Source organism: Synechococcus sp. HIMB2401 (assembly GCF_042883245.1).
Lineage (GTDB): Bacteria > Cyanobacteriota > Cyanobacteriia > PCC-6307 > Cyanobiaceae > Parasynechococcus.
In genome coordinates, this window is the sequence record NZ_JBDJKK010000001.1 from 508874 (window position 1) to 535059 (window position 26186).

Sequence of the window (26186 nt, forward strand, 5' to 3'; positions counted from 1 at the left end):
CCGCCCGGGTGTTACGCCATTGCAATGGCAGGGAATCGAGAGCATGACCAAAGTCGACAGCCCGAACAGCAGTGAACCGCGGCCCGGGCTCACAATCGAGCTCGAGGCTGTTGACCTGGATCGCGACGGCAAGGGTCTGGCCCGTTGGAACAACTGGGTGATCGTCGTTCCTGATCTCTTGCCGGGGGAGCGTGCCACGGTCCAGCTGCAGCAACGCCAGAAGTCGCGCTGGTTGAGCCGTCGGGTGGATCAGATCACGTTCTCCGGAGATCGGCGCCGCCCTCCCTGCATCCTTGCCAATGACTGCGGTGGTTGCACCTTGCAACGCCTTGATGACCCCGCCCAAACCCGTTGGAAAGCCCAGCAGATACAACAGACCATGCAGCGCATCGGGGGAATTGACGTTGCCCCTGAGCCCACGCTTGTTGATGCGGAACGCTGCTTCGGTTACCGCAACAGGGCCTTGATCCCGCTGAAGCGAGACCAGAATGGACGCTTGAAGGCCGGCTACTTCCGACCGAAGACCCACAAGATCGTCAATCTGAACCACTGCCCGGTGCTCGATCCACGCCTGGACGCGTTGGTGGAGCCTCTCAAGCAGGACCTGGATGCAGGGGGGTGGCCGGCCGACCATGACCTGCTTCAAGCCCAGGGGCTGCGCCATCTCGGGCTTCGTCTTGCCAGCGCCACTGGAGACGTTTTGATCACGCTTATCAGCAGCCATGCTCAGCTTCGAGGCCTTGACGCCCTCGCACAGAGCTGGGTGGAGCGTTGGCCCGCGGTGAAAGGGGTTTGCCTCAACCTTCAACCGAAGGCCAACAACCTGGTGCTCGGTCGCACCACCCATTGCCTCGCCGGTGTTCCCACCATTGAGGAACAGTTCTGCGGCATCAAGCTCGCCCTCAGCAGCACCACCTTTGTTCAGGTGAATACGCCGCAGGCGGAACGGATCGTTCAGCGCCTCACAGACTGGCTTTTGACTCAGTGCGCCGGCGCACGAGTTGTCGACGCCTATTGCGGCGTCGGAACCATTTCCCTGCCCCTGGCCAAGGCCGGTTTTGATGTTCAAGGTCTGGAACTCAACCCCAACTCGGTGAAGCAGGCCCGCCTGAATGCCATGCACAACGGGCTTTCCTCCCGCTGTGCATTTGATGCCGGCGATGTGGCCGACCTTCTCGCTGCTCAGCTGGACGACTGTCAGGCGCTGGTGTTGGATCCCCCGCGCAGGGGGCTCGATCGACGCGTGGTGGACAGCATCCTTGAGCGGCCACCTGCCGTGCTGGCTTATCTCAGCTGTGACCCCGCCACGCAAGCTCGGGATCTCAAAGCACTGCTCGCCCCATCAGGCCCCTACGAGCTGGAGATGCTCCAGCCCGTGGACTTCTTCCCCCAGACAACGCACCTCGAATCGTTGGCGCTGCTGAAACGGTTCAGCTCCTGAGCTCAGCCTGAAACTGCTTGCTCAAAGCGGCACGCACCTTGTCGTGAACAGGCTGAATTTTGTCGTCGGTGAGGGTCTCGTTCTTGCCGCGGTAGCGCAGACGGAATGCCTGGCTCACTTTGTTGTCGCCCAGCTGTTCGCCCTCAAAGCGATCCACAAGTTCCACCTGCTCCAGAAGGGGTTTGCCCGCCTTGCGAATGGCTTGGATCAGATCAGCAGCTGCACTGGATCGGTCGACGATGACGGCAAGATCCCGCTCGCTGAAAGGCACGGTTGGGTAGGGCTTGAAGGCCGGCGTCCAACGGTTGCTGCGGGTTGCAGCATCCACCAGTCGTGTCAGATCCAGTTCAAACAGGTATGTGGCTTCTGGGAGATCCAGCTCCTCAGCCATGGCTGGATGAAGCTGACCGAAACAACCCAAGGGGCGCCCTTCCAACACCAGGGTGGCGGCACGACCCGGATGCAGTCGTGCGTCATCCGTGAGGCGACGGTCAGACAGCTCCAGCTGCAATGCCTCCATCACCCGGGTGAGAACGCCACGGGCCTGGAAATAGTCGGGCGCCTGCGGCTTGCCGCTGGTGGCCCAGGTGGAGAGGCGTCGATCTCCGCAGATCACGCCACCAAGAATGGCGGTCTGGCTGACGGCTTCCGGTGAACCGCTGTAGGTGTTGCCGATCTCGAAAACAGAGCAACCGCGCTGTGATGCCTTCAGATTGCGAACACAGATCTGCAGGTGCTCCTCCCAGAGGTTCGTGCGCAGATGGCTTGTGTCGGCCAACAACGGATTGCTGATGGCGATGCGCTGTTCCTGCTCCGAAGCCGGGACGAGAGACAGGGTGGTGACCTCCTGCAACCCTGTGGAACAGAACAGCTGCCGCAGGCGCCGTTCCGCCTGCTGGCGCGGGGTGAGGGCACCGGGCTCCAGCGGATCCGGCAGGTGAGCCTCAAACCGATCGAAGCCCACAAGACGCGCCACCTCCTCGATCAGATCAACTTCACGCTGAAGGTCTTGCCGTCTTGAGGGCGGTGCAATCACCTGCCATCCCTGCTCATGTGCTGAGAGCTGGCAACCGAGGGCTGTCAGGCAGTTTTCGATGCTGGTGTCATCGAGATCCTCCGGGCCATCGGCAGCATCGAGGGGGCCAAGCAGTTGATGGAGGGCACTGCGCCTCAACAGCACCGGTTCCGCTTCTGCGGGACCGTTACCGCCCACCCAGCGGCCGCTCTCAGAGCAGGAAAACTCCTGACTCAACAAGGCCGAAGCACGGGCCGAACAGGGCAGGGTCATTTCCACAGGCAACCCTTTTTCGAAACGGCTGCTGGCATCCGTACGCAAGCCCAGGGCCCGGGCCGACTGACGAACCCGCGGCGGAGCAAACAGAGCGGATTCGAGCCAGATGTTCCTGGTACCGGCAGTCACCCCACTCTCGAGACTCCCCATCACACCAGCGACGGCGACAGGCCGGTCATGGCAAGTGACGACCTGAACACGGCTGTCGAGGGTGCGCTTCTGATCATCCAGACCCACGAAAATTTCCCCATCGCGAGCGGAACGGACGGCAAAACTCTTGGCGTCTACCGGTTGCCCGGTCAGTCGTTCCAGCGCATCGGCATCAAAGGCGTGGAGGGGCTGCCCCTGCTCCAGCATCACCAGGTTGGTGACGTCAACCACCGCATTGACGCTGTTCACGCCACCACGCTCAAGGCGCTGCTGCAACCAGGTGGGTGAGGGCTTGGAGCCGTCCACACCCTCGATCCTGGTGATCGAGTAGAAGCAGCCATCCAGTTCTGCGTTAAGCGGAGTGGTGCTGGGATCCAGATCCAGCTCGGGCAGGCTCAAACTGCCACCGGTCAGAGCTGCCACCTCGCGTGCAATACCCACCATCGAGAGGCCGTCGGGGCGATTGGCGGTGATGGCCAGCTCCAGAACGGTGTCGTCGAGACCCAGCAGGGGCGCCACGGGCGTCCCGTTGGCCGGCAGCGACTCCCCAAGCTCATCCAGGATGGCGATGCCGTCGGACTGCTCCGTCAGGCCCAGCTCCGTCAGGGAGCAGATCATTCCGTTGCTGGCAACACCCCGCAATTCACCGGCTTTGATCGTCAAGCCAACGGCGGGGAGGGTGGCACCGACCATGGCCACCGGAACATGGATCCCGGCACACACGTTGCTGGCACCACACACGATCTGGATGGGGTCCTGAGCTCCCACATCCACCGTGCAGACGCTGAGCTTGTCGGCATTGGGGTGTTTCTCCCGTTCCAGCACATGGCCAACCACCACGCCCTGGGCCCGGGCGCTGAGGTCATCAACGTCGTCCACTTCAAAGCCCGCCATCGAGAGGCGCTCGGAGAGATCGTCAACGGACTCATTCACCTGGACCAGCTGCTTCAGCCAGGAGATGGATACCCGCATCGGATCTAAGGCAGACAGCGCGCGATCTTAGGAAGTCCTCTCTGGGGGAGCTGCTCTGAACCTGTCGGGTCAGGAGGTAAGCTAGATGTTTGTCAATTCGCTTCGCACCTGCGGCGCAACGTCCTTTATGGCCAAGAACAAGGGCGTCCGGATCGTGATCACTCTCGAGTGCACCGAATGCCGGTCCAATCCCGCCAAGCGTTCACCCGGCGTGTCTCGTTACACGACGGAAAAGAACCGCCGGAACACCACCGAACGGCTGGAGATCAAAAAGTTCTGTCCCCACTGCAACAAGTCCACGCTCCACAAGGAGATCAAGTGACCTTGCAGGTCCGTCTTTCCTCCATCCGTTCCTGAGTCATGTCCAGCTCCTTCTTCAAGAAGCGTCTTTCGCCGATCAAGCCCGGTGATCCCATCGATTACAAGGATGTGGATCTCCTCAAGAAGTTCATCACCGAACGCGGCAAGATTCTTCCTCGTCGCCTCACCGGCCTCACCGCCAAGCAGCAGCGCGATCTCACCAACGCCGTCAAGCGTGCCCGCATCGTTGCCCTTCTGCCGTTTGTGAACCCCGAAGGTTGATCCTCGGGCGTTGAACAATTCAATCCAACCCGGAGACACCGTCGCGGTTGTTATCAAGGGTTCTCCTCTATTCGGCCGTCTTCTGTCCATCAAGGGCAGCAAGGCGGTTCTTTCTTTTGGTGGTCAACGTCGTGACCAGGGCCTGCCCCTGCGCGATGTGATTGCCATCGATCCCGAGCATCTGTTCGATGGCAGTGAACTACCTGCCCCTGAGCAGGTGCAGGACAGCGCTCCATCAGCGCGGGCCGTTGTGGAGGCCTGGCAGCTGTTGGAAACGGATCAACCGGGGGGATTGGCTCGGCTGAGCCTCTGCGAGCTGGGCGAGTTGGTGTTGACCCCGCTCAACCTCGCTGGTCTGGCAGCGCTGTGGGCCTGGCTGCATGGAAACCAACAGTTGTTCCGCTGGCGTCGTGACCGTTTGATCCAGCCACTCTCCCGCGAAGAGAGGGCCAGCCTGCGGCGCCAACGCCGAGCTGAGAGGGAGGCGCAACAACATGAACAACGGCAGCTCGCATTGCTGCGGGCAGAGCGAGGCCTCAGCGACGATGAACGCCTGGAGCTGGACCCGGTTTGGGACGAGCGCTTCAGCCACTGGATTCAGTTGCTGAAAGACAATCCCGCTGCGGTGGGTTCCGACCTGGATCTCCAGCAGTGGTCGGCAGCGTTGTCGATTGGATCAGATGCCGCCGATCTTCGGCAGTGGTTGATCGTGCGTGGGTTGCTCGATACCAATGAGCCCATTGGCCTGAGGGGCAGCGTCTGGTCCCGCTGTTTTCCCTCTGATCTGGTGGAGGAAGCGAATCGTCTTGTTGCTCTTTCGAATGAAGAGCGACCTGGGGATGAGCAACGCATCGACCTCACTCACCTGGCCACCTACAGCCTGGACGATGCGGGCACTCGAGAAATTGATGACGCGCTCTCGCTGGAGCGTCGTGATGGCGTCGATTGGATCTGGATCCACATCGCTGATCCCAGCCGTCTGATCGACATTGACTCCCCCCTTGATCAGGAAGCCAGACGTCGAGCCACCAGTTTGTATCTGGCGGAGGGTGTAATGCCCATGCTGCCTCTGGAGCTGGCGGCCGGTCCCCTCAGTCTTCGGGCTGGACAGCGCTGTGCAGCCCTCAGTGTGGCCGTTCGCCTCGATGAGGATGGTGCTGTGGCGCAGCAACGGATTGCGCGCAGCTGGATCCGACTCCGCTATGGCCTCACCTACACCGATGGTGATGAGCTGATCGAGTTGGCACCCCCAGGGGATGAAGCCCTCTCGGATCTCTCGGGACTTCTGATGTTGCGCATGCGCTGGCGCCGTTCCAAAGGAGCCGTGATGTTTGACCGGCCTGAAGGACGCTTCCGCCGCAGCGATGGAGCCTTGGCGCTGCAGGTGATTGACCCTTCACCCTCCCGCCTGATGGTGAGTGAAGCGATGCTGCTGATGGGAGCTGTTGTGGCCGGCTTTGGTCAAGAGCACAGCCTGCCGTTGCCCTTCCGTAGTCAGCCTGCGGCGGAGCTGCCCTCCAGCGATGAACTCGATCGAATCCCCGAGGGACCAGCCCGTGATGCGGCGATCAAGCGCTGCTTGAGCCGAGGCGTGCAGGGCACGCGAGCCATGCCCCATTTCAGCCTCGGGCTTGAGGCCTATGTGCAGGCAACCTCACCGATCCGTCGCTACGCCGATCTCGTCGCCCACCGGCAGATCATTGCCCAGCTTTCGGCGCTTGCACCGATGGATGAAGAGCGTCTGCGGGAAGTGATCGATGACCTCGATGATCCATTGCGCCAATCCATTCAGATCAGCCGTGAGGATCAGCGCCACTGGCAGCAGGTGTGGTTCGCCGAGCATCAGAACACCGTTTGCTCGGCCGTGTTCCTGCGCTGGCTGCGCCCGCAGGATCGCTTGGCCCTGGTTCATGTGAGCGAGCTGGCCATGGATCTGGTCGGTTGTGTGTCTGCAGACAACCCTGCTCCTGGTGATGCTCTTGAACTCAGGGTGGGGCGTGCTGACCCGGTACGCGGTGAGCTGCAGCTTCAGTTGGCTTGATCCAGAACCCCGGTGATCCGCACCCAGGGCCCCCAGGGATTCTTAATGCCGCGGAGGTTCAGGGTTCGACCCGAATGATCCTCGTTGGATAGCCAGCGATGGATTGCCGGTTCCAGGGTGATCAGAGGCCAGATCCTTTCAGCGGTTTCCAAGTGGTAGCCCTCATGGAGGTTGCCGGTGAGCACGCCACTGAGGCCAACCTCATGAGGCTGATTTGGCGCCTGGTTCACGCCAGGGGGAAGCAGCATGCTGGCCCTTGGGCCTGAAAGGCAGCCATTCGCATTCAGGTGTTCAGGTCGAGCCAAGCCCTGCTCCTGTGCCTTGACCCAGTGCGGATTCCAGAACGGCCAGTCCCAGATCGGGAGGACTGCTGCAGGGGCCTGCGGCTCATGGATCAGGGCTGACTGGATGGCCTCAACTTGCAGATCAGCAAGGTCACACCCCTGGCGAACCGCCATCGCCGCCGCCAGACCCGCCACCTGGCCCAGGTTGAGGATCAAAGGCTGCAGGCGCGTGGCCCCATTGGCCATGTGGCTGACGCTGAAGCCTTTCTCTGCCATCACAAGGTTGGGGATTGAGTCTGTGATCAGGGCATCGAAAGGGATGCAGAAAGGCGTACCGCTCCAACGTCCTCCCCAGCGCACACTTTTCGGCGCGAGAGGCCAGTCCTCGCCCGGGTAGTGATGGTCATTGGCATAGGTGCCCACAGCGATGCTGGTGCAGCGACCCTTGGCATCGATGGGGAGCGGTCCCCGTCGGGCTCCTGTGGAGATCGGCAAGAGGTCGCGTTCCGTGACCGTTGTGCGACCCGTCAGCCGCCGGCTTTCTCGCCAATACGGCATCAACGCCAGGCTGGGATCGGCTCCAGGGAAGGCGTTGCCGGAAGAGATCCAACCACCGCTGCATTCCTCCAGGGCCGCCAGGAAATCCTTGCTGTGCCGTTGCATCTCCTGGGCCAGCTGCGCACGAACCTCGCCATCAGCACTGAGGGCTCGATCGAGGCTGTGGTGCCAGTCGTTGCCCTCCAGGGGCCAATTGAGCATGACCAGGCCGCTGGGCAGACGGCCATAGGTGATGGTTTTCTCGAGGCCGAAGCTGGCGGTGCTCCGATCGAACGGAATCCGCGGGATCGCTGCGGCATGGTGCGGAGCGAGTTCCCCATGCAATTGGCCCATCACCACCCAGGTGGGTGACTGAATCGGTTGCTCTTGAAAAAATGCTTCGCTCTCAAGCCGGGACTGCTCGGGGGCGCTGGGTTCATCCCAGATCTCCTTGCCTTCCCACCCCCAGCGGAAGGGGGCGGACGATAGGGCAAGCAGATCACCCAGATCGCTGCCATCCACAAACACGTCGGCGGAAAAGCTTTCGACGCCATTGGCGCTGTGGATCTCCACAGACTGGAGGCGACCCTGCTGGCCGTGAACCTGTTCCAGCCTGCAGTGGGGACGCCACTCCAGCCTGGGCTCAGCCGCCACCCAGCGTTGGAGGATCCGTTCGGCTGTTTGCGGCCTGTATCCGAAACAACTCACCCAGTTGTGGTCGAGCCCGCTCGGCTCCTCCAACTCCAACTGCCGCAGAAAGGCGCCCCAGATCCCGGTTTGCCAACAGGTGAGTTCATGGCCATCCGGGGCACAGACTCCTGCTGAACTCACCATGCCCCCCAGCCAGGGGCCAGGGGTGAACAGTGTCGTGTCTGCTCCTGATCTTGCGCTCTGCAGCGCAGCAGCAACGCCGCCGCAGCCACCACCCCAGACCACCACGTCGCGGTGCGTCATGAGGAGGGCTGTTTGGCGTGGAGCGAGATGGGCATGCTCGTTAGAGTCTGTCGTCGCTGCGGTGCAGCGGAGTTCGAACTTTTCTGATGCCTTACACCCTTACGACTCCGCTCTATTACGTCAACGATCGTCCCCATCTGGGCAGCACTTACACGACCCTGGCCTGTGATGCCTTGGCTCGCTTTGAGCGGCTGCAGCTGGAGAAGGTGACCTTCGTGACTGGTGTTGATGAGCACGGCCAGAAGATTCAGCGCACGGCAGAACGTCAGCAGCTGAGCCCCCAGGACCACTGCGACAAGGTCAGCAGCCGGTACCGCGATCTCTGGAATCAGTGGGGGATTTCTGACGATCGCTTTGTGCGCACCACCAACCCGCGCCACCTGGAATTGGTGGAACAGTTCTACGAACGGGTCAAGGCATCCGGCGACATCGTTGTCGGCAAGCAGACCGGCTGGTACTGCGTCGATTGCGAGGAATACAAGGATGATCCGGCCGAAGCGGAGTCGCCCTCCTGTTCGATCCACCGCAAGCCTCTCGAGTGGCGCGATGAGGAGAACCTGTTCTTTCGGCTCTCCCGCTATCAATCCGCCATTGAGGAGTTGGTGGCGCGCGATGACTTCATCGCCCCAGCCAGCCGACGACAGGAAGTGCGCAACTTCGTCGCTCAAGGTCTGCGCGACTTCTCCATTTCGCGGGTGAATGTGTCCTGGGGACTTCCGGTCCCCGACCATCCAGGCCACACCTTCTACGTCTGGTTTGACGCCCTGCTGGGTTATCTCACAGCGCTTCTTGATGATGGAGAAGAGGTATCGCTCGATCGGCTCGCCTCCTGCGGTTGGCCCGCCTCCGTGCACGTGATCGGCAAGGACATCCTTCGCTTCCATGCTGTGTTCTGGCCCGCCATGTGCATGTCTGCAGGACTACCGGTGCCGCAAAAGGTTTTCGGCCATGGCTTCCTCACCCGTGAGGGCCAAAAGATGGGCAAATCCCTCGGCAATGTGCTGGACCCCGAACTGTTGCTGGAGCGATGCGGCAGTGATGCCGTTCGTTGGTACCTCCTGCGCGACATCCAATTCGGAGACGACGGCGATTTCCAACAGCAACGCTTTGTTGATCTGGTCAACAACGATCTGGCCAACACCATCGGCAACCTGCTGAATCGCACCTCGTCGATGGCGCGCAAATGGTTCGATGAAGGCGTTCCCCCGGCAGGAGCAGCCTCAAGTGCTGACCATCCCCTGGCCCTCAAGGCTGCGGAAACCGTCAGCACGGTGATGGAGGCGATGCCGCAGCTCGCGTTCAAGACCGCGTCCGAGTCGATCCTTCAGTTGGCCATTGCCGCGAACGGTCATCTCAATGACACGGCTCCCTGGAGTCGCATGAAGGAGCCCGGTCAAGAGCAGAGCGTGGCCGAGGATTTGTTTGCTGTGCTGGAAACCACCCGCATCGTTGGACTCCTGCTTGCCCCGCTCTTGCCCGACCTCAGCGAGCGGATCCTGTCTCAACTTGGGGAACGCTTGGATCCAGACAACTGGTCGAAACAGCTGAATTGGGGCAGGCTGTGCAGCGGTTCCGCGCTGCCGAAGCCAACACCGGTGATGCAGCGGTTGGAACTGGATGAACCGCTCTGAACAAAGCATGCTGGGTCGCTTGTCACGTTGTGGTCTGGCAGCAGCCCTTGTGGCGAGTGCATGGCTAACCGGTTGCACAACGCGGCGACCGATTGCGCTTGAACCAACGCCGTCCTTTGTCTTCCGGTCGCTGGATTTGAGCCAGCGGGCCGACGATGGCAACCGTGGCTGGGATCTCACCAGCCCCGAGGCGCGTTACGACCTGAGCAGTCGAACCATCCGTGCACGACGTCCCGAGGGCGTTCTCTATCGGAATGATCAACCGCACTACAGGATCACCGCAGATCTCGCCACGGTGTTGCGGGATGGAGAGCTCGTTGTTCTTGAAGGATCGGTGCAGCTGCGGCAGTTGAACCAACGGGGGCTGACGATTGAGGGAGACAATCTGATTTGGACGCCATCGCAGTCGCGAATGGTGATCAATCAACGGCCCAAGGCCAATGATGGCAAGGCGCAAATCCGCTCACGCGAGCTGGTGTTCCAGCAGGACACCGAGGTGCTGGAGTTCAAGGGCCCAACCCAGCTGAACCGTGTTGATGGCACCAATGCTGCTTCCACAGTGGTGCGGGGTGGACGTGGAACCTGGAATCTGAAGAGTGGTTTGTTTCAGGCGCCTGGTCCGGTGCAGGCCATCCGCAGCGATGGCCGCACGCTCAGTGCTTCAGGACTGGATGGCAACACCCGCCAGGGTTACCTCGACCTACAACAACCGGTCACGCTGGTGCTGGAAAGCGACCGCGGTCGGATCACTGCCGGCCAGACGCGTTGGCTGTTTTCGGCGGAGCAACTTGAATCCGATCAACCCATTCAGGCTGAGTTGAAAAACAGCAAGGTGCAGGGGATGGGGTTCAAGCTTGATCAGCGCACTGGCTCCGTGATCATTTCCAACTCATGTCGCGTTGAGCAGACGTTGGAAACATTGACGGCCCAACGCTGCGCTTGGAACTGGCGGAGTGAACGGGTTGTTGCTGATGGCGATGTGGTTCTGCAGCGGACCGAACCGGAGCAGATCACGCGGGCTTCGCGCATGGAGGCCAAGATTTCGGACGATGGTGCGATCCGCTTCGGCCAAGCCGGAGCGAGGGTTGAATCGACGATCAAGCTGAGTCCGGCTGCACAGGAGAAGCCTCGCCGGCCGCAAGTGTCGTTCTGAGCCGCTGGGTCCAGCCTTCAATCCATCGCTCATCGGAGCGGGTGAAACAACGGGGCGACCATCCCCCCACGATCACGGCCCCCTCCTTCCCCATCGGGCAAACAACGATGGCGGGAAGTGACGGCAGCATCGCGTCGAATTCCGCTCGGCCCGGAAAGAGCGTTGTGTTGACCAAGGAGATGGTTTGCTCACGCTCCATGGCCCGTTGTGTGATCGCTCCTGGCTCGAAAGCCTCCTGAGTGATCAGGCCCCGACGCAGCACAACCTGATGGCGCCAGAACACGAGCACGGATGCCGCTGGCGTCGCCGTCAAAAGCATGTGGCTGCCCCAGGCCAGCTCCTGTTGTTGGTTTTCGCTGAACTGATCCGCCATCAAAAGTCCCTGTTCCCCCTGCAACGGAACTTTCTCTGCTGACTTGGGGTTCGCCCGTGTCCACAGCACAGCCACCAACATCAGGCCCACCGCTGCCATCCCCGCCAGAACTTCGGCCCGTTGAAATTCCGGTGTCACGGTCTGCGCTACCCCTGCATTGGTCACGGTCAGACCCAGCAACAGAAGCGCACAGATCAGAACAGCTCGGGCGGGACCTGGCATCAACAGAGGGTGCTGTCAGAACGCAATCATCCTGCTCAAATACGGACATGTGCGTCTCTGCCATGACGACTCCCGAGGCTTTTGCTGCTGTTGCCCTTGCCGCTGTTGCCTGTGATGGAAGGCTGGGACGGGATGAGGCCCATGCCCTGCGCCGTCAGCTGGAGAACCGATCGCTTTACAGCGACAGCTCTGAAGCGGCCATGGGTGAATTGTTTGACCACCTGCTGTTGCTGTTGCGGGAGCAGGGCGTTCAGGGCTTGATCACGTCCGCCTTGCCTCAGCTCAATCGAATTCAGCAGCAGTCCGCCCTGGCTGTGGCAGCGCATCTGGTGCATGCCGACCGCAAGATCACAGCGGAGGAAACCGATCTCCTCGACCAGCTCACTCGTCAAATGACTCTGCCCGACAACGAAGCCCGCATGGTTGTTGAGGCAATTGCAGCTTTGAACCGCGACATGCTGGACAGCTAACGGCAGACTGAGGCAGTCATGACGCTTTAAGGGATGCCCCGTTCCGCCCGACGCCTGTTGGCCAGCCTGCTCAGTTTCGGGGTCTGTCTTCTCTTCTGGGCCCCAGCCAGTCTGGCGATCTCACCTGCTGCCCTGGGTGAAAGCCTGCCGGATGCATTGGTGATCGACGATGCCGATGTGTTCAGCCGCGCCAGCCGTGGTGAATTGGAAACGAAATTACGCAGCTTTGAAGATCAACGGGTCGATGCCCGCCTGATCACGCTTCGGCGTTTGGATTACGGCATCACCTTGAACAGCTTCGGTGCGGAACTCCTCGAGACGTGGAGCTCACCCAGCGGCAATCCCTTGCTGCTGATGTTGATCGAAGCCTCGAACAAGCGTTCCGCTGTGGTGGCCAATCAGGAGCTTGAGGCACAGCTTCCTCCCAGCCTGCTGAAGAGCACCGCCCGTACAACGATGACTGTGCCCCTGCGAGAGGGCGATCGTTATCGCCAGGCATCCGTTGATGGACTCACCCGACTTTCAACCGTTCTCTCGGGTGGCGAGGATCCAGGCCCTCCGAAGGAGATCGAACGGGTCACCCTGCCCACCAACATTCCCACCAAGGCGGAAACCGCCGAAAGCGATGCCACCAAGTGGGTGATCATCCTGTTGGTGCTTGGAACCATCATTCCGATGGCCACCTGGTGGGTGTTCTCGCGCTGATGACCCGACTGCGATGAGCTGACTGCAATGAGCCGCCGTAACTGGATCAACCTGTTCAGCAACAGCCAAGCGATCGAGCTCTCCAGTGATCTTGAGCGTGGCTACGAGGCGGCTCTGCTCATCCAAAGCCTGGAGTTCGAGTACTACGGCGATCGGCAGATTCGGCCGGAGCTCAAGCTCTCCGTGCCGCGCTCTGTTCAGGCCACGATTCTTCGCCGCTTCAAAACCGCGCTGGCCATCTGCCGCAATACAGCAGCAACTCTCTCGAAACAACGGGGCCAACTGGATTCCCAGGAGTTGCGTCAACTTCAACTGATTGAATCCGTCGTGAGCCGCTATGGATTGCGACGATCCAGCAGTTCGCCGTCGATCAGCCGCTCACCGGATGCCCTCCCCCGATCGCTTCTGGGTGTCTTCGACAGCATTCGCCTCCAGTTGGATCCCTCAACTGAAGACAGCGTCGTGGCGGGGTATCGACGCCGGCGGGACAGCACGCTGATTTCCCTGAGGGTTCTGCTTCTTCTCGTTCTGGTTCCTCTTCTTGTTCAGCAGATTGCTGGCACCTATCTGATCTCGCCTGCGGTGAACCAGTTTTCCCCCGAACTCCCTTTCCTGAGCTACCCGAAGCCTCAGCTGGAAGAGAAGGCGGCTGAAAAACTTCGGCTCTACAAGCAAGAACTTGAATTCGATGCCTTCCTCAAGGGCGTGCAGCCCCTTGATGATGGTGCACTGCGCGACAAGCTCACTGAAAAAGCGACTGAGCTCAAACACGATGCCGATGAGGAAAGTCTCAAGGCGATCAAGAATGTGTTTGCGGATCTGGCGGGTCTGATCGCCTTCGCCGTGGTGTGTTTTCTGAGCCGCGATGAACTGCGTGTTCTGCGTGCATTTGTTGATGAGGCGGTTTACGGGTTGAGTGATTCCGCCAAGGCCTTCGCCATCATCCTGTTCACCGATATCTTCGTTGGTTACCACAGCCCGGAAGGCTGGCAGGTCTTGCTGGAAGGGATTGCCGAGCATTTCGGTCTTCCCTCCAGCCAAAGTTTCGTCAACCTCTTCATCGCGACATTCCCGGTGGTGTTGGCGACGATCTTCAAGTATTGGATTTTCAGGTACCTCAACCGTGTGTCTCCGTCTTCCGTCGCGACGCTGAAGGGAATGAATGGCAGTGGTTGACCCCTCCTCCTCAGTGGAGCCCCCCGTTGCCGGCCAGACCAGCCGGCTGATCCTGGTGAGTGGGCCAACCCGCAGTGGCAAGAGCCGCTGGGCTGAGCACCTGTTGAAACACCACCCTGTTGTCACCTACATCGCCACGGCGGCCGCCAGGCCGGATGACCGTGATTGGCAAAAGCGTTTGGAGGCCCACCGGCAGCGTCGGCCCGACCATTGGAGCGTTTCTGAATGTGGGGCAGAGCTGGTAAGCGTGATCAACGGCCTGGCTCCTGGGCAATCTGTTCTGATTGATGCCCTCGGTGGCTTTGTTGCCCACCACCTGGACCTCACTGCCCAGGATTGGGATCACCTCTGTGAACAGCTGATCGCCTCGATCAGGGCATCGCACTGCACGTTTGTTCTGGTGATCGAAGAGACAGGCTGGGGCATCGTTCCCCCAACACGCATCGGAGGCTTGTTCCGTGATCGTCTCGGAACCCTCGCGCAGGCACTTGACCCCGTTGCTGACGCTGCCTGGCTCGTTCTCCAGGGTCGTGCACTTGATCTTCATGCTCTTGGCCAGGTGGTGCCATGAGTGAGATCGCCCCCCTGCAAATTGCCCTGTTCGAACCTCAGATCCCTCCGAACACCGGCAACATCGCCCGTACCTCGGCGGCCTTCAGGGTGCCGTTGACCCTGATTGAACCCCTCGGCTTCAAGGTGGATGATCGGAGCGTTCGTCGTGCCGGACTTGATTACTGGCCCCACGTTCAGCTTTCCATCGCTTCGAACTTTGCCGAGTTCCAAGCTGAGCTTCGTCCTGAGCAGAGGTTGATCGGCTGCAGTCGTCGTGGTGGTTCATCGCTCTCCTCGTTCACGTTTCAACGGGGAGATGTTCTGCTCTTCGGACGGGAAGATACGGGGCTACCGGAACCGGTTCGCGAAGCCTGCGACAGCATTCTCACGATCCCCATGCCTGGAGCTGCTGATGATGCAGGCCAGGGAGGTGTTCGCAGCCTCAATCTTTCCGTGGCATGCGCCCTGGTGACCTACGTGGCTGGACAACAGTTGCGGTTGTGGTGATCCCACCACTGCTCCAAACCCCCTTGCGCGGGGATGTTCGGCTCGTTACTTTCAACGCGTCTAAGTGGTTTCATGCGCGCAACGCTTGCTCTGGCAGCTGCTGTAACCCCTGTTCTGTCCCTGGGTTTGTGGAGTTCTTTGCCCGGGATTGCCGATAACGCCACTTTTGATCTTGCCGAGCTGCCCCCTCTGCCAGCTCTCTCCCCGAACAATCCCGTTGCTGTTGTCAGCAAAGTCGATTCCAGCAGTCAGGTCTGGTTCCAAGTTGTTCGTGCCACGTCCCTGCGGCGTTATGCCGAGCTGTTGAAGCTTGATCGTGAGCAGCTGGCCTCGTTGAACAACGTGCCAAACTCCCACGTTTTTGAAAAAGAGAGTTGGCTTTCCCTGCCGGACTCTGTACGGCTTGTTGCCGTGACGTTGTCGTCACTCAACCGCTCCAGTGAACGTGAGACGCTTCCGTTGGTTGCCCCACCACCGCTTAGCGCAACGGCCAAAATCAAGACCGGAGACTCTCTGGCGTCATTCCTCAAACGCCACGGCGTGACGCAACAGCAGCTGTTGAGTTGGAATCCAGGCCTTCAGCTGAGTGCTTTGACGATTGGCCAGGAACTGCAGATCGCTGAAGCCACTTCGGGTCAGTCACTCCTGGCTGTACGCCCCCTCAGCAGTGGAGGTGCTGCATGGCCTGATCGCCCCCTGTCGTCTTCAGCCGATCAGCCCGACAGCCTGAAGCCGCCGATTATTGGTTACCAGTGGCCCACCAAGGGGGTTTTCACCTCTGGTTATGGGTGGCGCTGGGGACGCATGCACAAAGGCATTGATATCGCCAACAACACTGGCACGCCCGTTGTTGCGGCCCGTGATGGGATCGTTTCATTTTCCGGCTGGAGAGGTGCCTACGGCTATCTGGTTGAAATCGCCCACAGTGATGGCGAATTCACGCGTTATGCACACAACAGCCGTCTTTTGGTCAAAAAAGGACAGATTGTTCCCCGTGGGTCTCGCATTTCACTGATGGGAAGCACCGGACGTAGCACCGGACCTCACCTTCACTTTGAAATCCGTCGGGCCGGTGGCGCTGCCCTCAATCCCCTGGTCAAACTACCGGCACGCAAGGCCTGAATCAGGCATGCTCGAACCCAACAAGGGTTCGAACGAGCTGATCAAAAGCAAGAATCAATGAATGTCAGAGGGGAGACTTGAACTCCCGACCTCAGGGTTATGAATCCTGTGCTCTAACCAGCTGAGCTACTCTGACGAAGGCCCTTCAGGCCAGTGCTCATCATACATCTCAGGGGTTCAGCCTCAGCGCATGTCGATGGCATTGAGGCGATCGCGGAAGGATTTCGGTTGATCGTCCTTGGTGAGTGGGGCTGCCGTCTCAACAACAGGTGTTGGAGCTGGAGCTGGGGCCGGCTCGATGCTCCGCGTTGCCGTTGAACGTCGGGTTGCGCCGCGATTCCCGCCCAGAGTCTTCAGCTGACCAGTGCGCTGGTCTCGATCCAGGGGTTTCTTGCGCAGATCGCCCTTCAGCTGGTTCAACAGACGGAAATGTCCGGTGGAACTGAACTTGCGCAGGAGCGCAGGATCCCAGCTCGTGAGTTGGTCAGTCATCAACTGAGTTTATGGCGACGGATGGCTAGGGTCGTGATAGGTTCAATCCTGAAACTGGAAGTCGAATCGACTACGTGTTAAGTCGTTTGCGGCCTTCAGCTCACTCATTCACCTACCGAACATGACCGACACCGGTTGCTTGCGTGTGGGCCAGCAGGCCCCTGATTTCACAGCCACCGCTGTGGTGGACCAGGAGTTCAAGGAAGTCACCCTGTCCCAGTACCGGGGCAAGTACGTGGTGCTGTTCTTCTATCCGCTGGATTTCACCTTCGTTTGTCCTACTGAGATCACGGCCTTCAGCGACCGCTACGCCGATTTCTCCAGCAAGAACACCGAGGTTCTCGGCGTTTCTGTGGACAGCCAGTTCAGCCACCTGGCGTGGATCCAGACCCCTCGCAATCAGGGTGGCCTGGGCGATATCAACTATCCCCTCGTTGCCGACCTGAAGAAGGAAATCTCCACGGCCTACAACGTTCTCGACGAGGCTGAGGGTGTTGCCCTGCGTGGTCTGTTCATCATCGACCCTGACGGTGTGATCATGCACGCCACCATCAACAACCTGCCTGTGGGACGGAACGTTGATGAAACCCTGCGCGTTCTGCAGGCCTTCCAGTACGTGCAGTCCAACCCCGACGAGGTTTGCCCTGCCAACTGGACTCCTGGCGAAAAGACCATGAAGCCTGACCCCAAGGGTTCCAAGGAGTACTTCTCCGCCATCGGCTGATCGTTCTCTCAACCCGCTCCGTCATTTCGTTTTGCCCTGCCCGTCAAACGGGTGGGGCTTTTTTCATGAGTTGATCCAAAGCAAGATTGAGGTCGCGGTCCATGGCAACCAATCGGCCGTCACTCACAACAATCCTGGCCAGAGAAGGCAGCCCCACCTTCTTGGTGCGCAGATACACCGGTTCCACATAGAGAAGTCCGGAGCCCACGGGAAGCACAAGAAGATTTCCCTGCAGGAGTTCCAGATCCTCCTGATCCCATAGACCAAACTGCTCGCTCACATCTGGATCCTGATGGATCAGAGCCTGAACCTGTTCCGGCCCCGGAATGTATTTGTCTTTGGGGAAGTCGATCAGTTTCAGTTCACCGTAGTGATCGCCATCGTTCCGAGCCACCAACCACGCCGTGAGATTCGGCCTTGATAAAGGGGTCAGGGGTTGTAGCAGCAGAAATTCAGAGTTGTCATTGCTTTGAAGCTGAGCCGTGATGTGATAAGGAGCAACATCAACTTTGCGGCCGCCGTAGATCTCGCTTGGCACCTGCCAAACATCATCACCGTTGTAGAAAATTCTGGGATTCGAAACGTGGTACCGCTTCAATTGGTTGACCTGGGCATTGAAGAAGTCCTCAGGAACTCTGCGGTGATCAAGAAAAATCTTTGGCATTGCCTCCATCGGCTCCATCAAGCCTGGAAAAGCCTGAGCCCAGGCCATCACGATTGGATCCTCAGGCTCCGAGATGAAAAACCGAATGCTGCCGTTGTAGGCATCAACGATGGCCTTGACTGAGTTCCTTAAATAGCGATCGGGATCATCTGCTGATACCGCTGCGCTGTAGGGCAGGGTTGAACTGTGGGTGTAACCCTCGACAACCCAATACTGATGCTGGCTGCGTTGTCCTGAAGTTGCCTTGGTGGTGTTGGAGCTGTCTTGCTCAGGGTTTGGAATGGAGATCAGGTAGGGCTCACCACGAAAATCAATGAAGGGAGCGATGGCCTTAACCCGACTGCGCACATCACGCCGAATCAAAAGTTTGGAATCAGCATTGATCGTTGTGGTGATCAGCAGTCGAGGGTCACGCAGATAAACAGCCGCTGCGAATCGTTGAAGCCAGGATCCAATCGGTACTCCGCCAGAACCCTGATAGTGCGTCATCACATTGATATCACCTTCGGGGTAGTCGAATTCTTCAATCTGCGTTGGAGCGATTGCATAGGGCGACGGAAGCATCCCGTAATAGATCGCTGCATCACCAACGGGGATAGCCTTCTGCACCTCCGATCGTTCAATACCCAGTCCAGGATTTCCCGCAATGACTGTTTCTGGGCCAAGACCTTTAATGAAATACGAGGGAAGACCATCACTGCTTCTGTCATTCACCGGACTGACGGTGAATCCATAGCCGTGGGTGAAGATGAAGTGACGGTTCTGCCAGGTTTTGGATTGACGCGGTAACGCGGATTGATCCAATTCGCGGGCCGAGAGGATCACTTGCTGCGATGAATCGCTGTTTTCATTCAGCGGGTAGCGATCAACAGCTGCATTGGAAAAGCGGTAGTACACCCTCAGTTGCTGCAGTTGCCGGTTGGCTTCCAGCAGAGGGCTGCTGTCCCAGAGACGCACATTTTCGAGCGTGCTAACACCTTGCTCGCGATCAGCGGCGCTGAACCTTGTCGGGTCGACGACCTGACTCTTGATCTGATCCAACTGGAAGCCCCATTGCGTGGCCTCAATGGCGTTGTTCAGATAGCGCTCTTGCAGTGCAAATTCCCTTGGCCGCACCACCAGCCAGCGCGTTAACGGAGTTGCCACCGTTTCCAACACCACAAGAGACACCAACACCAGTGCAAGGCCCTGACGGAGGCGTCGCCGGCACGGGACAAGCAGTGCACATGCGATCAGCACCAGCAGCAGTGTTGCGAAGCCGCGCAAGGGAAGGGTCATGTGGGCCTGGAGCCAGCCCGCCCCTGCCACAAGGCCGTGTTGGGTCCACAGCAGCTGATGCCTCGATAACCACACCTGCCCCGCCGCTCCGAACAGCAGAAGCGCCGAAAGCAACCTGAACAGTTGGATCTGTCGCGCAGAGAAGGCTGGACTGGCCCAGTCAGAAATCGATTTTGAGCTCGCCAGCACCCGCCAGAGCTCAAAGGCGAGGGTGAACGCGGTAGCCAAGAGCAGCAGGTCCAGGGCCAGATGCAGTCCGGCAAAACGCCCCAAGCCGAAGCTCAGATCCGCTCCCAGCAAGGGGTCTCTCGTGGATTCATCGGGAATCCATAGCGCCAGCGACCAGATGCCCCACGCCCGGCTGACGACAATCACCAGCGAACCCGCCATGATCCGTGCCAGCCACAGCCTCAACCGCGGCCAGGCCATCGCAAGCCCTATCGCCCCTACCTGAACAAGTCCTTCAGCTGAGCTGATGCGGTGCTGGAGCCCCGCAACTGGCTGCCATTCCCCAAGCTGAAACGGATCGTGGATGGCCAACGCCAACAGATCCAGCGTGAGCAAGGCACTGATCAGCACAGCACCACCACTGATCAACAGCGTGAATCCAAAGGACCATCCGGTAAGGCTCATCGCCTTGGATGAACTCGAGCTGTGTTGCCTGAATTGCCTTGACCAGGCCTGGGCTGCCAGCAGCGGCAGCATCGCCACACCGGCGAAGAGAAGCTGCAAAAGCCAGCGCTTGAGGAGAACGTCGCTCCAGGCGAACTGATCGAACCAGAGCCACTCGATCTGCATCCGGGCTGCAACAACAACCAGCGGCAGCAGAAGGAGGAGGCGTCTCATGGGAGGCCAGCGATGTCTCTGAATCGATCACCGTTGATCGTTTCCTCGGCAATCAAAACGTCCACCAGTTGATCCATCAACTCACGGCGGGGCTCCAGCAGGGCGATGGCCTGCGCCAGAGCACTCTTGGCGAGCTGGCGGATTTGAGCATCGATGGCCTGGCCAGTGGATTCGGCGTATCCCGGCCGTTGGTTGAACCAATCGCGCCCCAGAAAAACCTCCATACCCGGACCCTCGAGGGCCATCGGTCCGAGGCTGGAAAAGCCAAAGCGCGTCACCATCTCCCGTGCGAGTTGCGCCACCATCTGGAGATCTCCACTGGCTCCCTGGGTGATCTCGAGCGACCCGAAAACCACTTGCTCAGCTGCTCGTCCCCCCAGGGCCACCACCAGATCAGCGAGGCAGGAGGAGCGGGTGATCAACCCGGAATCAAGCACCTCCTCGTCAGGCATGAAGCGGGTGTAACCACCGGCCCCTCCCCGGGGAAGAATCGTGACCTTGTCCACCGCGTTGGCCGCTGGAAGAAGACTGGCCACCAGGGCATGACCCACCTCGTGATAGGCGATTAGCCGTTTTTTGGCGCTGTCCTGCAAGGGACGATTGCTCAGCCCCATGGTGATCCTCTCCAAGGCACCCTCCAGCTGGAACTGACCGATACGGAGCATGTTCTGGCGGGCCGTGAGGATGGCCGCTTCGTTGAGAAGATTGGCGAGGTCAGCCCCGGAAAAACCCGGCGTGCGGCTCGCCCAATCCGATAGCGAGACCGCGTCGTCGAGGGGGCGAGTTCTCGCATGAACGGCGAGAATTGCCTCGCGACCTCGGCGATCGGGAAGGCCCACATCAATGCGCCGGTCGAAGCGTCCTGGACGCAAAAGTGCGGCGTCGAGCACGTCGGCACGGTTTGTGGCCGCCAGCAGAATCACACCGGAGTTCTCCTCAAAGCCGTCCATCTCCGTCAGGAGTTGGTTGAGGGTCTGCTCCCGTTCATCGTTGCCGCCACCGATACCAGCACCCCGCTGGCGACCCACAGCGTCGATTTCGTCAATGAAAACGATGCAGGGGGACTTTTCCTTGGCTTGGCGGAACAGATCGCGAACCCTGCTCGCACCAACACCCACGAACAGCTCAACAAACTCAGAGGCTGCGATGGAGAAGAACGGCACGCCCGCCTCGCCTGCAATCGCCTTGGCAAGAAGCGTTTTCCCGGTTCCAGGGGGGCCGACCAGCAGCACTCCCCGCGGAATCTTGGCGCCCAGGCGGATGAAGGCCTCGGGCTGCTTGAGAAAGGTGACCACCTCCTCAAGTTCCAGCCGCGCATCGTTGATGCCGGCAACATCCTCAAAACGAAGCTGAAGGTCTTCCTGGGGTTTCAACCGAGGTTGACTTCGCCCAAACCCAAGAGCTCTGTTCGCCATTTGAGCTGAACGCTTCAACAGAAACGACAAGCCGACCACCACCAGCAGAACCAACATCAGGGTTCCCGCCAGTTCGCGTCCTGCTTGTTCGCGGCGGATGTCAACAACCGTCAGGGGCGTGGCGGAGCTTTCAGCGGCCCGAAGAATTTGGTTGTCGTTGGCGAAAACAGGAACGATGACCCGTCGGCCGTCGTTGTATTGGACTCTTACCTCCCGACGACCGGGCACAAGATCCAACTGTTTGATCTCTTTCGCATCGATATCTCTCAGCAGGGTGGAGTAACTCACCGTGTCCTGCTTCGTCCAAAAACCCTGAATCGAAGAAGGTTGAGCCTTCTGAGGGGCCGCGGAACCACTGGAGTCGTCCGAACCTGGTGCCACGTCTTCATTGCGCTGCACGGAGCCTAGCGATTTGACGCAAGGGGGTTCCAAACGAGACAATCTCGGTTTGGAAATTCACCAGGCGCAATGGCCGTCCCGAAGAAGAAAACATCCAAGGCCAAGCGCAACCAGCGCAGCGCCACCTGGAAGGCCAAGGCAGCCGTTGCCGCCCAGCGCGCCATGTCCATCGGCAAGTCTGTGCTGAGTGGCCGCGCCCAGGGTTTTGTTTATCCGGTGAGTGAGTCCGAAGACGGCGAATCCTGAGTCGAACTCGGGAGGTGGATCCGCCGCAGAGTTCGATCCGGATCCACCTCCACAACAACATCCGCTCGCATGGTGTGAAAACTGCTCGATGGCAGCGAGCAGAGAATCATGCGGATAAAACGATCCAAGTCGGCATTCGACAGCGACGCACCGCGTTCCGCTTCAAGGGTGGCTTCCTGTTGGCGCTTCCATCGCCAAGGCGCGTTGAAGTCGGTTGCTCGCAGTTGCCAAAGTTGATCGAAACACCTCCAGGTGGGTTCGTAGTGGGCGAGCACGGGTTGCAGCTTCAGGCGCCACTCCAACTCCTGCGCCGTTAGGGGGCTCTCGAGATGGGGCTCATCTGCAGTTGCGTCGCCATTTGGGCTGCAGCCCACAAACCAACCCTCAAAAATCAGCAAGTCGGCATCGCAACGGCGCCAACCGCTTCGATCTCCTCGGCCATGGCGTTTGGCTTTGTCGAAGCAGGGCATCAGAACGTTCTCACCCTGTCGCCATGTCTGAAGACACTCCTGCAGGAGCTCCAGGTCATGGCTGCCAGGAAGCGCACGAGGCACACCCCAGGGGTTGCCCTGCATCGCCGCATCAAGCCGTTCGGCCTCGAAATAAAAGTCATCGAGCGAAACCACCTGGATCGAGAGGTGAAGTGGCCGTGCGGCAGCTTCAATCCACTGCCCCAGGGTGGTTTTCCCGCAACCTGGCAAAGCACTGAATCCGAGCAGTCGGCGTTGTCCCTGCCACTGCTGGCCCAGGTTCAGAAGCGGCAGACCAACAGACCAGAGCCAATCCGGTGTCGCCTGAGGATGCCAGTGATCGATGGCGACCCGATGCCACCCAGAGTTGCGCTGCAGTGCAGACCAACTCTGAAGGTCGCCCAACTCGAGATGCTGCAGCAACCGCTGCTGATCCTTGCTGGGGATGACGCGTTGGCCCTCAGGATCCAACTTTGAACGCCTCCAGAACAACGGCGTAAACGAATCCAAGCCGGAGGTTGTCCAGCCAGGGAAGACGACGGCGCCCAAGAACCATCAATTCACAGGCGATGAGGGCATAGAACGCTGTGTACGTCCTGAGTTCAACAGCATCCAGGATGTAGACGGGAAGGTTGCTGCCGATGAAAAATCCGAACAGCAGCAGCAGCAACGAAGCGCTGCGACGCCACCAGGGGCCAGACCAGGACTGCCGGATCCCAGCGCCCCACGCGTTCTGAAGCCCCGCCAGACGTGTGCGCTGGATTGAGCTCATCGATCCGGCACCGACAGCAGGGACTCCAGATACTTCAGCGTTACTGCCCCCTCCTGGCAAGAGGCACCGGAAAGCACGGTTGCTGGCTGTCCAGGGTCCCCCAGGTGATTCAACACCGCAGCAGCCTCGTCTCCGGACTCACGCAGAGCATCGGCATCCCAGAGGGAAGGGGTCAGCAGACAACGCAGACCTGCGGCTCTTGCCGCCGAAAGACCTGCCGCAGAATCTTCGATGGCAAGGCTGGCAGCACTGTTGGCCCCACTGCGTTCGAGAGCGAGTCGGTAGCCGTCCGGTGCTGGCTTTCCCGAAGCAACGTCATCCGATGTCACCACCCCATCGAAGCTGGGGATTTGCTTCTGGATCTGTTCCAGCAGAGCCATCACCGAGGCCAATCCGCTGGAGGTGACGATCCACTGCTGCACGCCGGCCCTGTTCAACTCCTGCAAAAGCCTCTTCACTCCGGGACGGAGATTCACATGCCCTTGGCGGACCCGTTCCAGGTAATGGACGCGTTTGCGATCACGCACCTGGTCCAGTTGGTTCTGGCTGAGATGCACCCCACATGTTTCAGCGTGGAGTTTCACCCTGCGCAGCCCGCCAGGAATCGCCAGCAGCCTGTTGTAGAGCGCTTCATCCCAAACAAAGGGAAGATCCAGTTCCTGGAAGGCCAGGTTGAAGGCCGGTCGATGACCGTCCATTTCCGTGTCGGCCAAGGTGCCATCCACATCCCAGAAGACCGCTGAAAGCCTGTTCACCTTGAGGAGCAGCAACGTCACAATGCTGGGACATCACCGCCTGTTGCGTTCCCTTGCCGGCTGTTCCGCTGCATTGGTCCTGGTCCCTTCCAGCCGTGGTGGAACCATCGCCATTGCAAGGGCTTGATTTGCCGCTGTCGCTGCGCTGTGTGTTGCGGCGCAGGGGATTCAGCTCCACATCCGAGGCCGAGAGCTTTCTCTCCCCTGGTGATCTACCGCCCACACGTGATCATTTCCCCGATCTCGAGCAGGCCTGTACGCGCTTGGTAAAGGCCTGCCGTTCCCGTGAACGCGTCGCCATCTGTGGTGATTACGACGCCGATGGGATGACCAGCACTGCGTTGTTACTGCGGGCGTTGGCCCCGTTGGGTGCTGAGCCGGAACCCGCTATCCCCTCGCGGATGGAGGAGGGATATGGCCTCAATCCCGCCATGGTGCAGCGGCTCTACGACGATGGCATGCGATTGCTGGTCACCGTTGATAACGGTGTTGCCGCGAGGGAAGCCCTCGAACTGGCCGCAAGTTTGTCGATGCAGGTGATCGTGACCGATCACCACACGATCCCGGCGCAACGGCCGCCCATGACTGCGCTCATTCATCCGGCCACCACCCCGGAGGGCTCGCCTTACCGCGGACTCGCGGGTGTGGGGCTGGCCTATGTGCTGGCCCATGCAGTTGCCGATGTTCTGAACAAACCAGAAGCCATCCGCGTGGCCCGGGATCTGTTTTGCATCGGCACGGTGGCCGATATGGCTCCTCTGGTGGGGGCCAACCGCAGTTGGTTGCTGGAGGGGCTGAACCATCTGCATCGCTCCGAGTGCAAGGGCGTGCAAGCGCTTCAGCGCCTGGCGGGTCTCGGGGAACGTCCGCTGACGGCAGAAGACATCGGGTTTCAGCTTGCACCGCGCATCAATGCAGTGGGCCGCCTTGGGGAACCGAGGCTTGTGGTGGATCTGCTCACGGCTGAAGATCCTGATTCAGCCATGGCCCTCGCCCGCCGTTGTGATGATTACAACCGCCAGCGACGGGATCTCTGCGACGCGATTGAAGCGGAGGCCGTGGCGCTGGTGGAAGCGGAGTCCAGTGACACTCTCCCCTCATTCCTGCTGTTGGCGCAAAGCCACTGGCACCACGGGGTGATTGGCATTGTTGCTGCGCGGCTGATGGAGCGCTATCACCGCCCCACCGCTCTTCTGGCCGGTGATGGAGATGGAAGTCTGCGGGCTTCGGTACGGGGACCCATCGGCTTCGCGGTGGATCGTGCCCTCTCCAATTGCAGTGATCTACTGACCCGCTTTGGAGGCCATCCCGCTGCCGGGGGATTCACCGTTAAAGCGGAATTCGTGCATGCCCTGCATGAGCGCCTCTGCGCCGAAGCCGATGGCTGGTTGATGACCCAGGCCCAGGGGCGTCCCGTGCAACCTGACGCTCTGCTGCAGTTGCAGGATGTGAACTGGGATCTGTGGCGCCACCTGCAATCCCTGGCCCCCTTCGGCATCGGTCATCCCAAACCGCTGTTCTGGTCACGGGGGGTGAGCGTTGAGGATCGGCGCGACCTCAAAGGAGGACACCTGGCCCTGACGCTGCGCCAGGGCGAAAGTGAGCGTCGCGCCATCGCCTGGCGATGGGATCCAGCGGCGCCTGTTCCCGCATGCTGTGACGTGGCTTACAGCATTTCGATCAACCGTTGGCAGGGTGAACAGCGTCTGCAGCTGGAGCTCAAGGCCATCCGTGCCCATACGGCGTTGGTGTTGATCGACCGCGGCACACGGCAGTACACCGCCCAGTTGACGGAAAGTTCAGGTCTGAAGCTCACCAATGGCGAGGGTGAGACGCTTCAGGCGAGCATTCAACAAGAACAATCCCTCACCAGCGACAACGATCTGGCGAGGGATCAGCGGGTGATTCAGTTGATCGAGGAAGCCTGCCTTGGGTTGGGGCTACGTCCTTAAAACGAGGCGA

The 26186-nt window shown here is 59.9% G+C and carries 24 protein-coding genes and 1 tRNA gene; 15 read left to right on the top strand and 10 right to left on the bottom strand.

Going from position 1 to position 26186, the window contains the following annotated elements:
• The first annotated feature begins 43 nt into the window (after positions 1–43).
• Positions 44–1441 (top strand): 23S rRNA (uracil(1939)-C(5))-methyltransferase RlmD, encoded by a 1398-nt coding sequence (gene rlmD / locus AAXE93_RS03200; RefSeq protein ID WP_390128057.1) that lies wholly within the window; start codon positions 44–46, stop codon positions 1439–1441.
• Here rlmD and pheT read toward each other — a convergent pair.
• Positions 1431–3854, bottom strand: a complete 2424-nt coding sequence (gene pheT, locus AAXE93_RS03205) for a phenylalanine--tRNA ligase subunit beta (RefSeq protein ID WP_390128060.1) — start codon at positions 3852–3854, stop codon at positions 1431–1433. The two genes, rlmD and pheT, sit on opposite strands and share 11 nt — an antisense overlap.
• 127 nt (positions 3855–3981) lie before the next feature.
• Between pheT and rpmG the strand changes: the two genes are divergently transcribed.
• From rpmG to AAXE93_RS03220, 3 genes are read left to right on the top strand one after another with little or no spacing between them, the layout of a single operon-like run.
• A complete protein-coding gene (gene rpmG, locus AAXE93_RS03210; RefSeq protein ID WP_006851071.1) occupies positions 3982–4176 on the top strand; it encodes a 50S ribosomal protein L33 in 195 nt (64 codons plus the stop codon).
• Between the two features lie 38 nt (positions 4177–4214).
• A complete protein-coding gene (gene rpsR / locus AAXE93_RS03215; protein WP_006041316.1) occupies positions 4215–4436 on the top strand; it encodes a 30S ribosomal protein S18 in 222 nt (73 codons plus the stop codon).
• Positions 4437–4446: 10 nt separating this feature from the next.
• Positions 4447–6477, top strand: coding sequence for a ribonuclease catalytic domain-containing protein (locus tag AAXE93_RS03220; protein WP_390128068.1), 2031 nt, complete (start codon positions 4447–4449; stop codon positions 6475–6477).
• On the opposite strand, the gene AAXE93_RS03225 is transcribed toward AAXE93_RS03220, so the two are convergent.
• Positions 6465–8252 carry an FAD-dependent oxidoreductase gene (locus AAXE93_RS03225; protein ID WP_390128070.1) on the bottom strand — a complete coding sequence of 596 codons (1788 nt, stop codon included), beginning with the start codon at positions 8250–8252 and terminating at the stop codon, positions 6465–6467. The genes AAXE93_RS03220 and AAXE93_RS03225 overlap by 13 nt on opposite strands.
• An 86-nt stretch (positions 8253–8338) precedes the next feature.
• On the opposite strand from AAXE93_RS03225, the gene metG reads away from it, so the two are divergent.
• Positions 8339–9883, top strand: coding sequence for a methionine--tRNA ligase (gene metG, locus AAXE93_RS03230; protein WP_390128072.1), 1545 nt, complete (start codon positions 8339–8341; stop codon positions 9881–9883).
• Positions 9870–11036, top strand: coding sequence for an LPS export ABC transporter periplasmic protein LptC (gene lptC / locus AAXE93_RS03235; RefSeq protein ID WP_390128075.1), 1167 nt, complete (start codon positions 9870–9872; stop codon positions 11034–11036). Before metG ends, lptC begins: the two co-directional genes overlap by 14 nt.
• On the opposite strand, the gene AAXE93_RS03240 is transcribed toward lptC, so the two are convergent.
• Positions 10981–11631, bottom strand: a complete 651-nt coding sequence (locus tag AAXE93_RS03240; protein ID WP_115132624.1) for a cofactor assembly of complex C subunit B — start codon at positions 11629–11631, stop codon at positions 10981–10983. The two genes, lptC and AAXE93_RS03240, sit on opposite strands and share 56 nt — an antisense overlap.
• Before the next feature lie 62 nt (positions 11632–11693).
• Here AAXE93_RS03240 and AAXE93_RS03245 point away from each other — a divergent pair, with 62 nt between their 5' ends.
• The 6 genes from AAXE93_RS03245 to AAXE93_RS03270 all read left to right on the top strand — a co-directional run bounded on the left by AAXE93_RS03245 (position 11694) and on the right by AAXE93_RS03270 (position 16163).
• Positions 11694–12101: a tellurite resistance TerB family protein gene (locus AAXE93_RS03245; RefSeq protein ID WP_390128077.1), complete on the top strand. Its 408-nt coding sequence runs from the start codon at positions 11694–11696 to the stop codon at positions 12099–12101.
• Between the two features lie 33 nt (positions 12102–12134).
• Positions 12135–12806, top strand: coding sequence for a photosystem II repair protein Psb32 (gene psb32, locus AAXE93_RS03250; protein ID WP_390128080.1), 672 nt, complete (start codon positions 12135–12137; stop codon positions 12804–12806).
• Between the two features lie 27 nt (positions 12807–12833).
• The gene (gene pxcA, locus AAXE93_RS03255; RefSeq protein ID WP_390128083.1) at positions 12834–13982 is read left to right on the top strand and encodes a proton extrusion protein PcxA; all 1149 of its coding nucleotides are present in this window, start codon (positions 12834–12836) and stop codon (positions 13980–13982) included.
• The gene (cobU, locus tag AAXE93_RS03260; protein WP_390128085.1) at positions 13969–14553 is read left to right on the top strand and encodes a bifunctional adenosylcobinamide kinase/adenosylcobinamide-phosphate guanylyltransferase; all 585 of its coding nucleotides are present in this window, start codon (positions 13969–13971) and stop codon (positions 14551–14553) included. The genes pxcA and cobU overlap by 14 nt, the downstream gene beginning before the upstream one ends.
• Positions 14550–15041, top strand: coding sequence for a tRNA (cytidine(34)-2'-O)-methyltransferase (locus tag AAXE93_RS03265; protein WP_390128088.1), 492 nt, complete (start codon positions 14550–14552; stop codon positions 15039–15041). Before cobU ends, AAXE93_RS03265 begins: the two co-directional genes overlap by 4 nt.
• Before the next feature lie 72 nt (positions 15042–15113).
• The gene (locus AAXE93_RS03270; RefSeq protein WP_390128090.1) at positions 15114–16163 is read left to right on the top strand and encodes a peptidoglycan DD-metalloendopeptidase family protein; all 1050 of its coding nucleotides are present in this window, start codon (positions 15114–15116) and stop codon (positions 16161–16163) included.
• Positions 16164–16225: 62 nt separating this feature from the next.
• Here the strand turns inward: AAXE93_RS03270 and AAXE93_RS03275 are convergent.
• Positions 16226–16299, bottom strand: a tRNA-Met gene (locus AAXE93_RS03275).
• Between the two features lie 47 nt (positions 16300–16346).
• Positions 16347–16655, bottom strand: a complete 309-nt coding sequence (locus AAXE93_RS03280; RefSeq protein ID WP_186508578.1) for a hypothetical protein — start codon at positions 16653–16655, stop codon at positions 16347–16349.
• 121 nt (positions 16656–16776) lie between these two features.
• On the opposite strand from AAXE93_RS03280, the gene AAXE93_RS03285 reads away from it, so the two are divergent.
• Entirely contained in the window at positions 16777–17379 is a 603-nt protein-coding gene (locus AAXE93_RS03285; protein WP_114989138.1) for a peroxiredoxin, read from the top strand.
• A 43-nt stretch (positions 17380–17422) separates the two neighbouring features.
• Here AAXE93_RS03285 and AAXE93_RS03290 read toward each other — a convergent pair whose 3' ends face one another.
• Positions 17423–20167, bottom strand: coding sequence for a UPF0182 family protein (locus AAXE93_RS03290; protein WP_390128093.1), 2745 nt, complete (start codon positions 20165–20167; stop codon positions 17423–17425).
• Positions 20164–21963, bottom strand: coding sequence for an ATP-dependent zinc metalloprotease FtsH (gene ftsH, locus AAXE93_RS03295; protein ID WP_390128096.1), 1800 nt, complete (start codon positions 21961–21963; stop codon positions 20164–20166). The genes AAXE93_RS03290 and ftsH overlap by 4 nt, the downstream gene beginning before the upstream one ends.
• 87 nt (positions 21964–22050) lie before the next feature.
• Between ftsH and rpmF the strand changes: the two genes are divergently transcribed.
• Complete coding sequence (gene rpmF / locus AAXE93_RS03300) at positions 22051–22227, top strand: 50S ribosomal protein L32 (protein WP_006851068.1); 177 nt, start codon at positions 22051–22053, stop codon at positions 22225–22227.
• Here rpmF and AAXE93_RS03305 read toward each other — a convergent pair.
• Genes AAXE93_RS03305 through AAXE93_RS03315 form a run of 3 tightly spaced genes read right to left on the bottom strand, consistent with a single transcriptional unit; the run spans position 22191 to position 24245 of the window.
• Positions 22191–23168: a phosphoribulokinase gene (locus AAXE93_RS03305; RefSeq protein ID WP_390128099.1), complete on the bottom strand. Its 978-nt coding sequence runs from the start codon at positions 23166–23168 to the stop codon at positions 22191–22193. The genes rpmF and AAXE93_RS03305 overlap by 37 nt on opposite strands.
• A complete protein-coding gene (locus tag AAXE93_RS03310) occupies positions 23158–23469 on the bottom strand; it encodes a DUF565 domain-containing protein (RefSeq protein ID WP_390128101.1) in 312 nt (103 codons plus the stop codon). Before AAXE93_RS03310 ends, AAXE93_RS03305 begins: the two co-directional genes overlap by 11 nt.
• Positions 23466–24245 (bottom strand): HAD-IA family hydrolase, encoded by a 780-nt coding sequence (locus AAXE93_RS03315; protein WP_390128103.1) that lies wholly within the window; start codon positions 24243–24245, stop codon positions 23466–23468. Before AAXE93_RS03315 ends, AAXE93_RS03310 begins: the two co-directional genes overlap by 4 nt.
• Positions 24246–24277: 32 nt before the next feature.
• Between AAXE93_RS03315 and recJ the strand changes: the two genes are divergently transcribed.
• On the top strand, positions 24278–26176 hold the full coding sequence (gene recJ / locus AAXE93_RS03320) for a single-stranded-DNA-specific exonuclease RecJ (protein WP_390128105.1): 1899 nt from the start codon (positions 24278–24280) through the stop codon (positions 26174–26176).
• The last annotated feature ends 10 nt before the right edge of the window (positions 26177–26186 follow it).

What these genes read in the sequence shown, in the direction of transcription:
- AAXE93_RS03265 (WP_390128088.1), top strand. Translation starts at nt 14,550, where the DNA reads ATGAGTGAGATCGCCCCCCTGCAAATTGCCCTGTTCGAACCTCAGATC.
- AAXE93_RS03270 (WP_390128090.1), top strand. Translation starts at nt 15,114, where the DNA reads ATGCGCGCAACGCTTGCTCTGGCAGCTGCTGTAACCCCTGTTCTGTCC.
- AAXE93_RS03240 (WP_115132624.1), bottom strand. Translation starts at nt 11,631, where the DNA reads ATGCCAGGTCCCGCCCGAGCTGTTCTGATCTGTGCGCTTCTGTTGCTG.
- rpmG (WP_006851071.1), top strand. Translation starts at nt 3,982, where the DNA reads ATGGCCAAGAACAAGGGCGTCCGGATCGTGATCACTCTCGAGTGCACC.
- lptC (WP_390128075.1), top strand. Translation starts at nt 9,870, where the DNA reads ATGAACCGCTCTGAACAAAGCATGCTGGGTCGCTTGTCACGTTGTGGT.
- AAXE93_RS03290 (WP_390128093.1), bottom strand. Translation starts at nt 20,167, where the DNA reads ATGAGACGCCTCCTCCTTCTGCTGCCGCTGGTTGTTGTTGCAGCCCGG.
- pheT (WP_390128060.1), bottom strand. Translation starts at nt 3,854, where the DNA reads ATGCGGGTATCCATCTCCTGGCTGAAGCAGCTGGTCCAGGTGAATGAG.
- AAXE93_RS03310 (WP_390128101.1), bottom strand. Translation starts at nt 23,469, where the DNA reads ATGAGCTCAATCCAGCGCACACGTCTGGCGGGGCTTCAGAACGCGTGG.
- metG (WP_390128072.1), top strand. Translation starts at nt 8,339, where the DNA reads ATGCCTTACACCCTTACGACTCCGCTCTATTACGTCAACGATCGTCCC.
- cobU (WP_390128085.1), top strand. Translation starts at nt 13,969, where the DNA reads ATGGCAGTGGTTGACCCCTCCTCCTCAGTGGAGCCCCCCGTTGCCGGC.
- rlmD (WP_390128057.1), top strand. Translation starts at nt 44, where the DNA reads ATGACCAAAGTCGACAGCCCGAACAGCAGTGAACCGCGGCCCGGGCTC.
- AAXE93_RS03285 (WP_114989138.1), top strand. Translation starts at nt 16,777, where the DNA reads ATGACCGACACCGGTTGCTTGCGTGTGGGCCAGCAGGCCCCTGATTTC.
- pxcA (WP_390128083.1), top strand. Translation starts at nt 12,834, where the DNA reads ATGAGCCGCCGTAACTGGATCAACCTGTTCAGCAACAGCCAAGCGATC.
- rpsR (WP_006041316.1), top strand. Translation starts at nt 4,215, where the DNA reads ATGTCCAGCTCCTTCTTCAAGAAGCGTCTTTCGCCGATCAAGCCCGGT.
- AAXE93_RS03280 (WP_186508578.1), bottom strand. Translation starts at nt 16,655, where the DNA reads ATGACTGACCAACTCACGAGCTGGGATCCTGCGCTCCTGCGCAAGTTC.
- rpmF (WP_006851068.1), top strand. Translation starts at nt 22,051, where the DNA reads ATGGCCGTCCCGAAGAAGAAAACATCCAAGGCCAAGCGCAACCAGCGC.
- psb32 (WP_390128080.1), top strand. Translation starts at nt 12,135, where the DNA reads ATGCCCCGTTCCGCCCGACGCCTGTTGGCCAGCCTGCTCAGTTTCGGG.
- AAXE93_RS03225 (WP_390128070.1), bottom strand. Translation starts at nt 8,252, where the DNA reads ATGACGCACCGCGACGTGGTGGTCTGGGGTGGTGGCTGCGGCGGCGTT.
- AAXE93_RS03245 (WP_390128077.1), top strand. Translation starts at nt 11,694, where the DNA reads ATGACGACTCCCGAGGCTTTTGCTGCTGTTGCCCTTGCCGCTGTTGCC.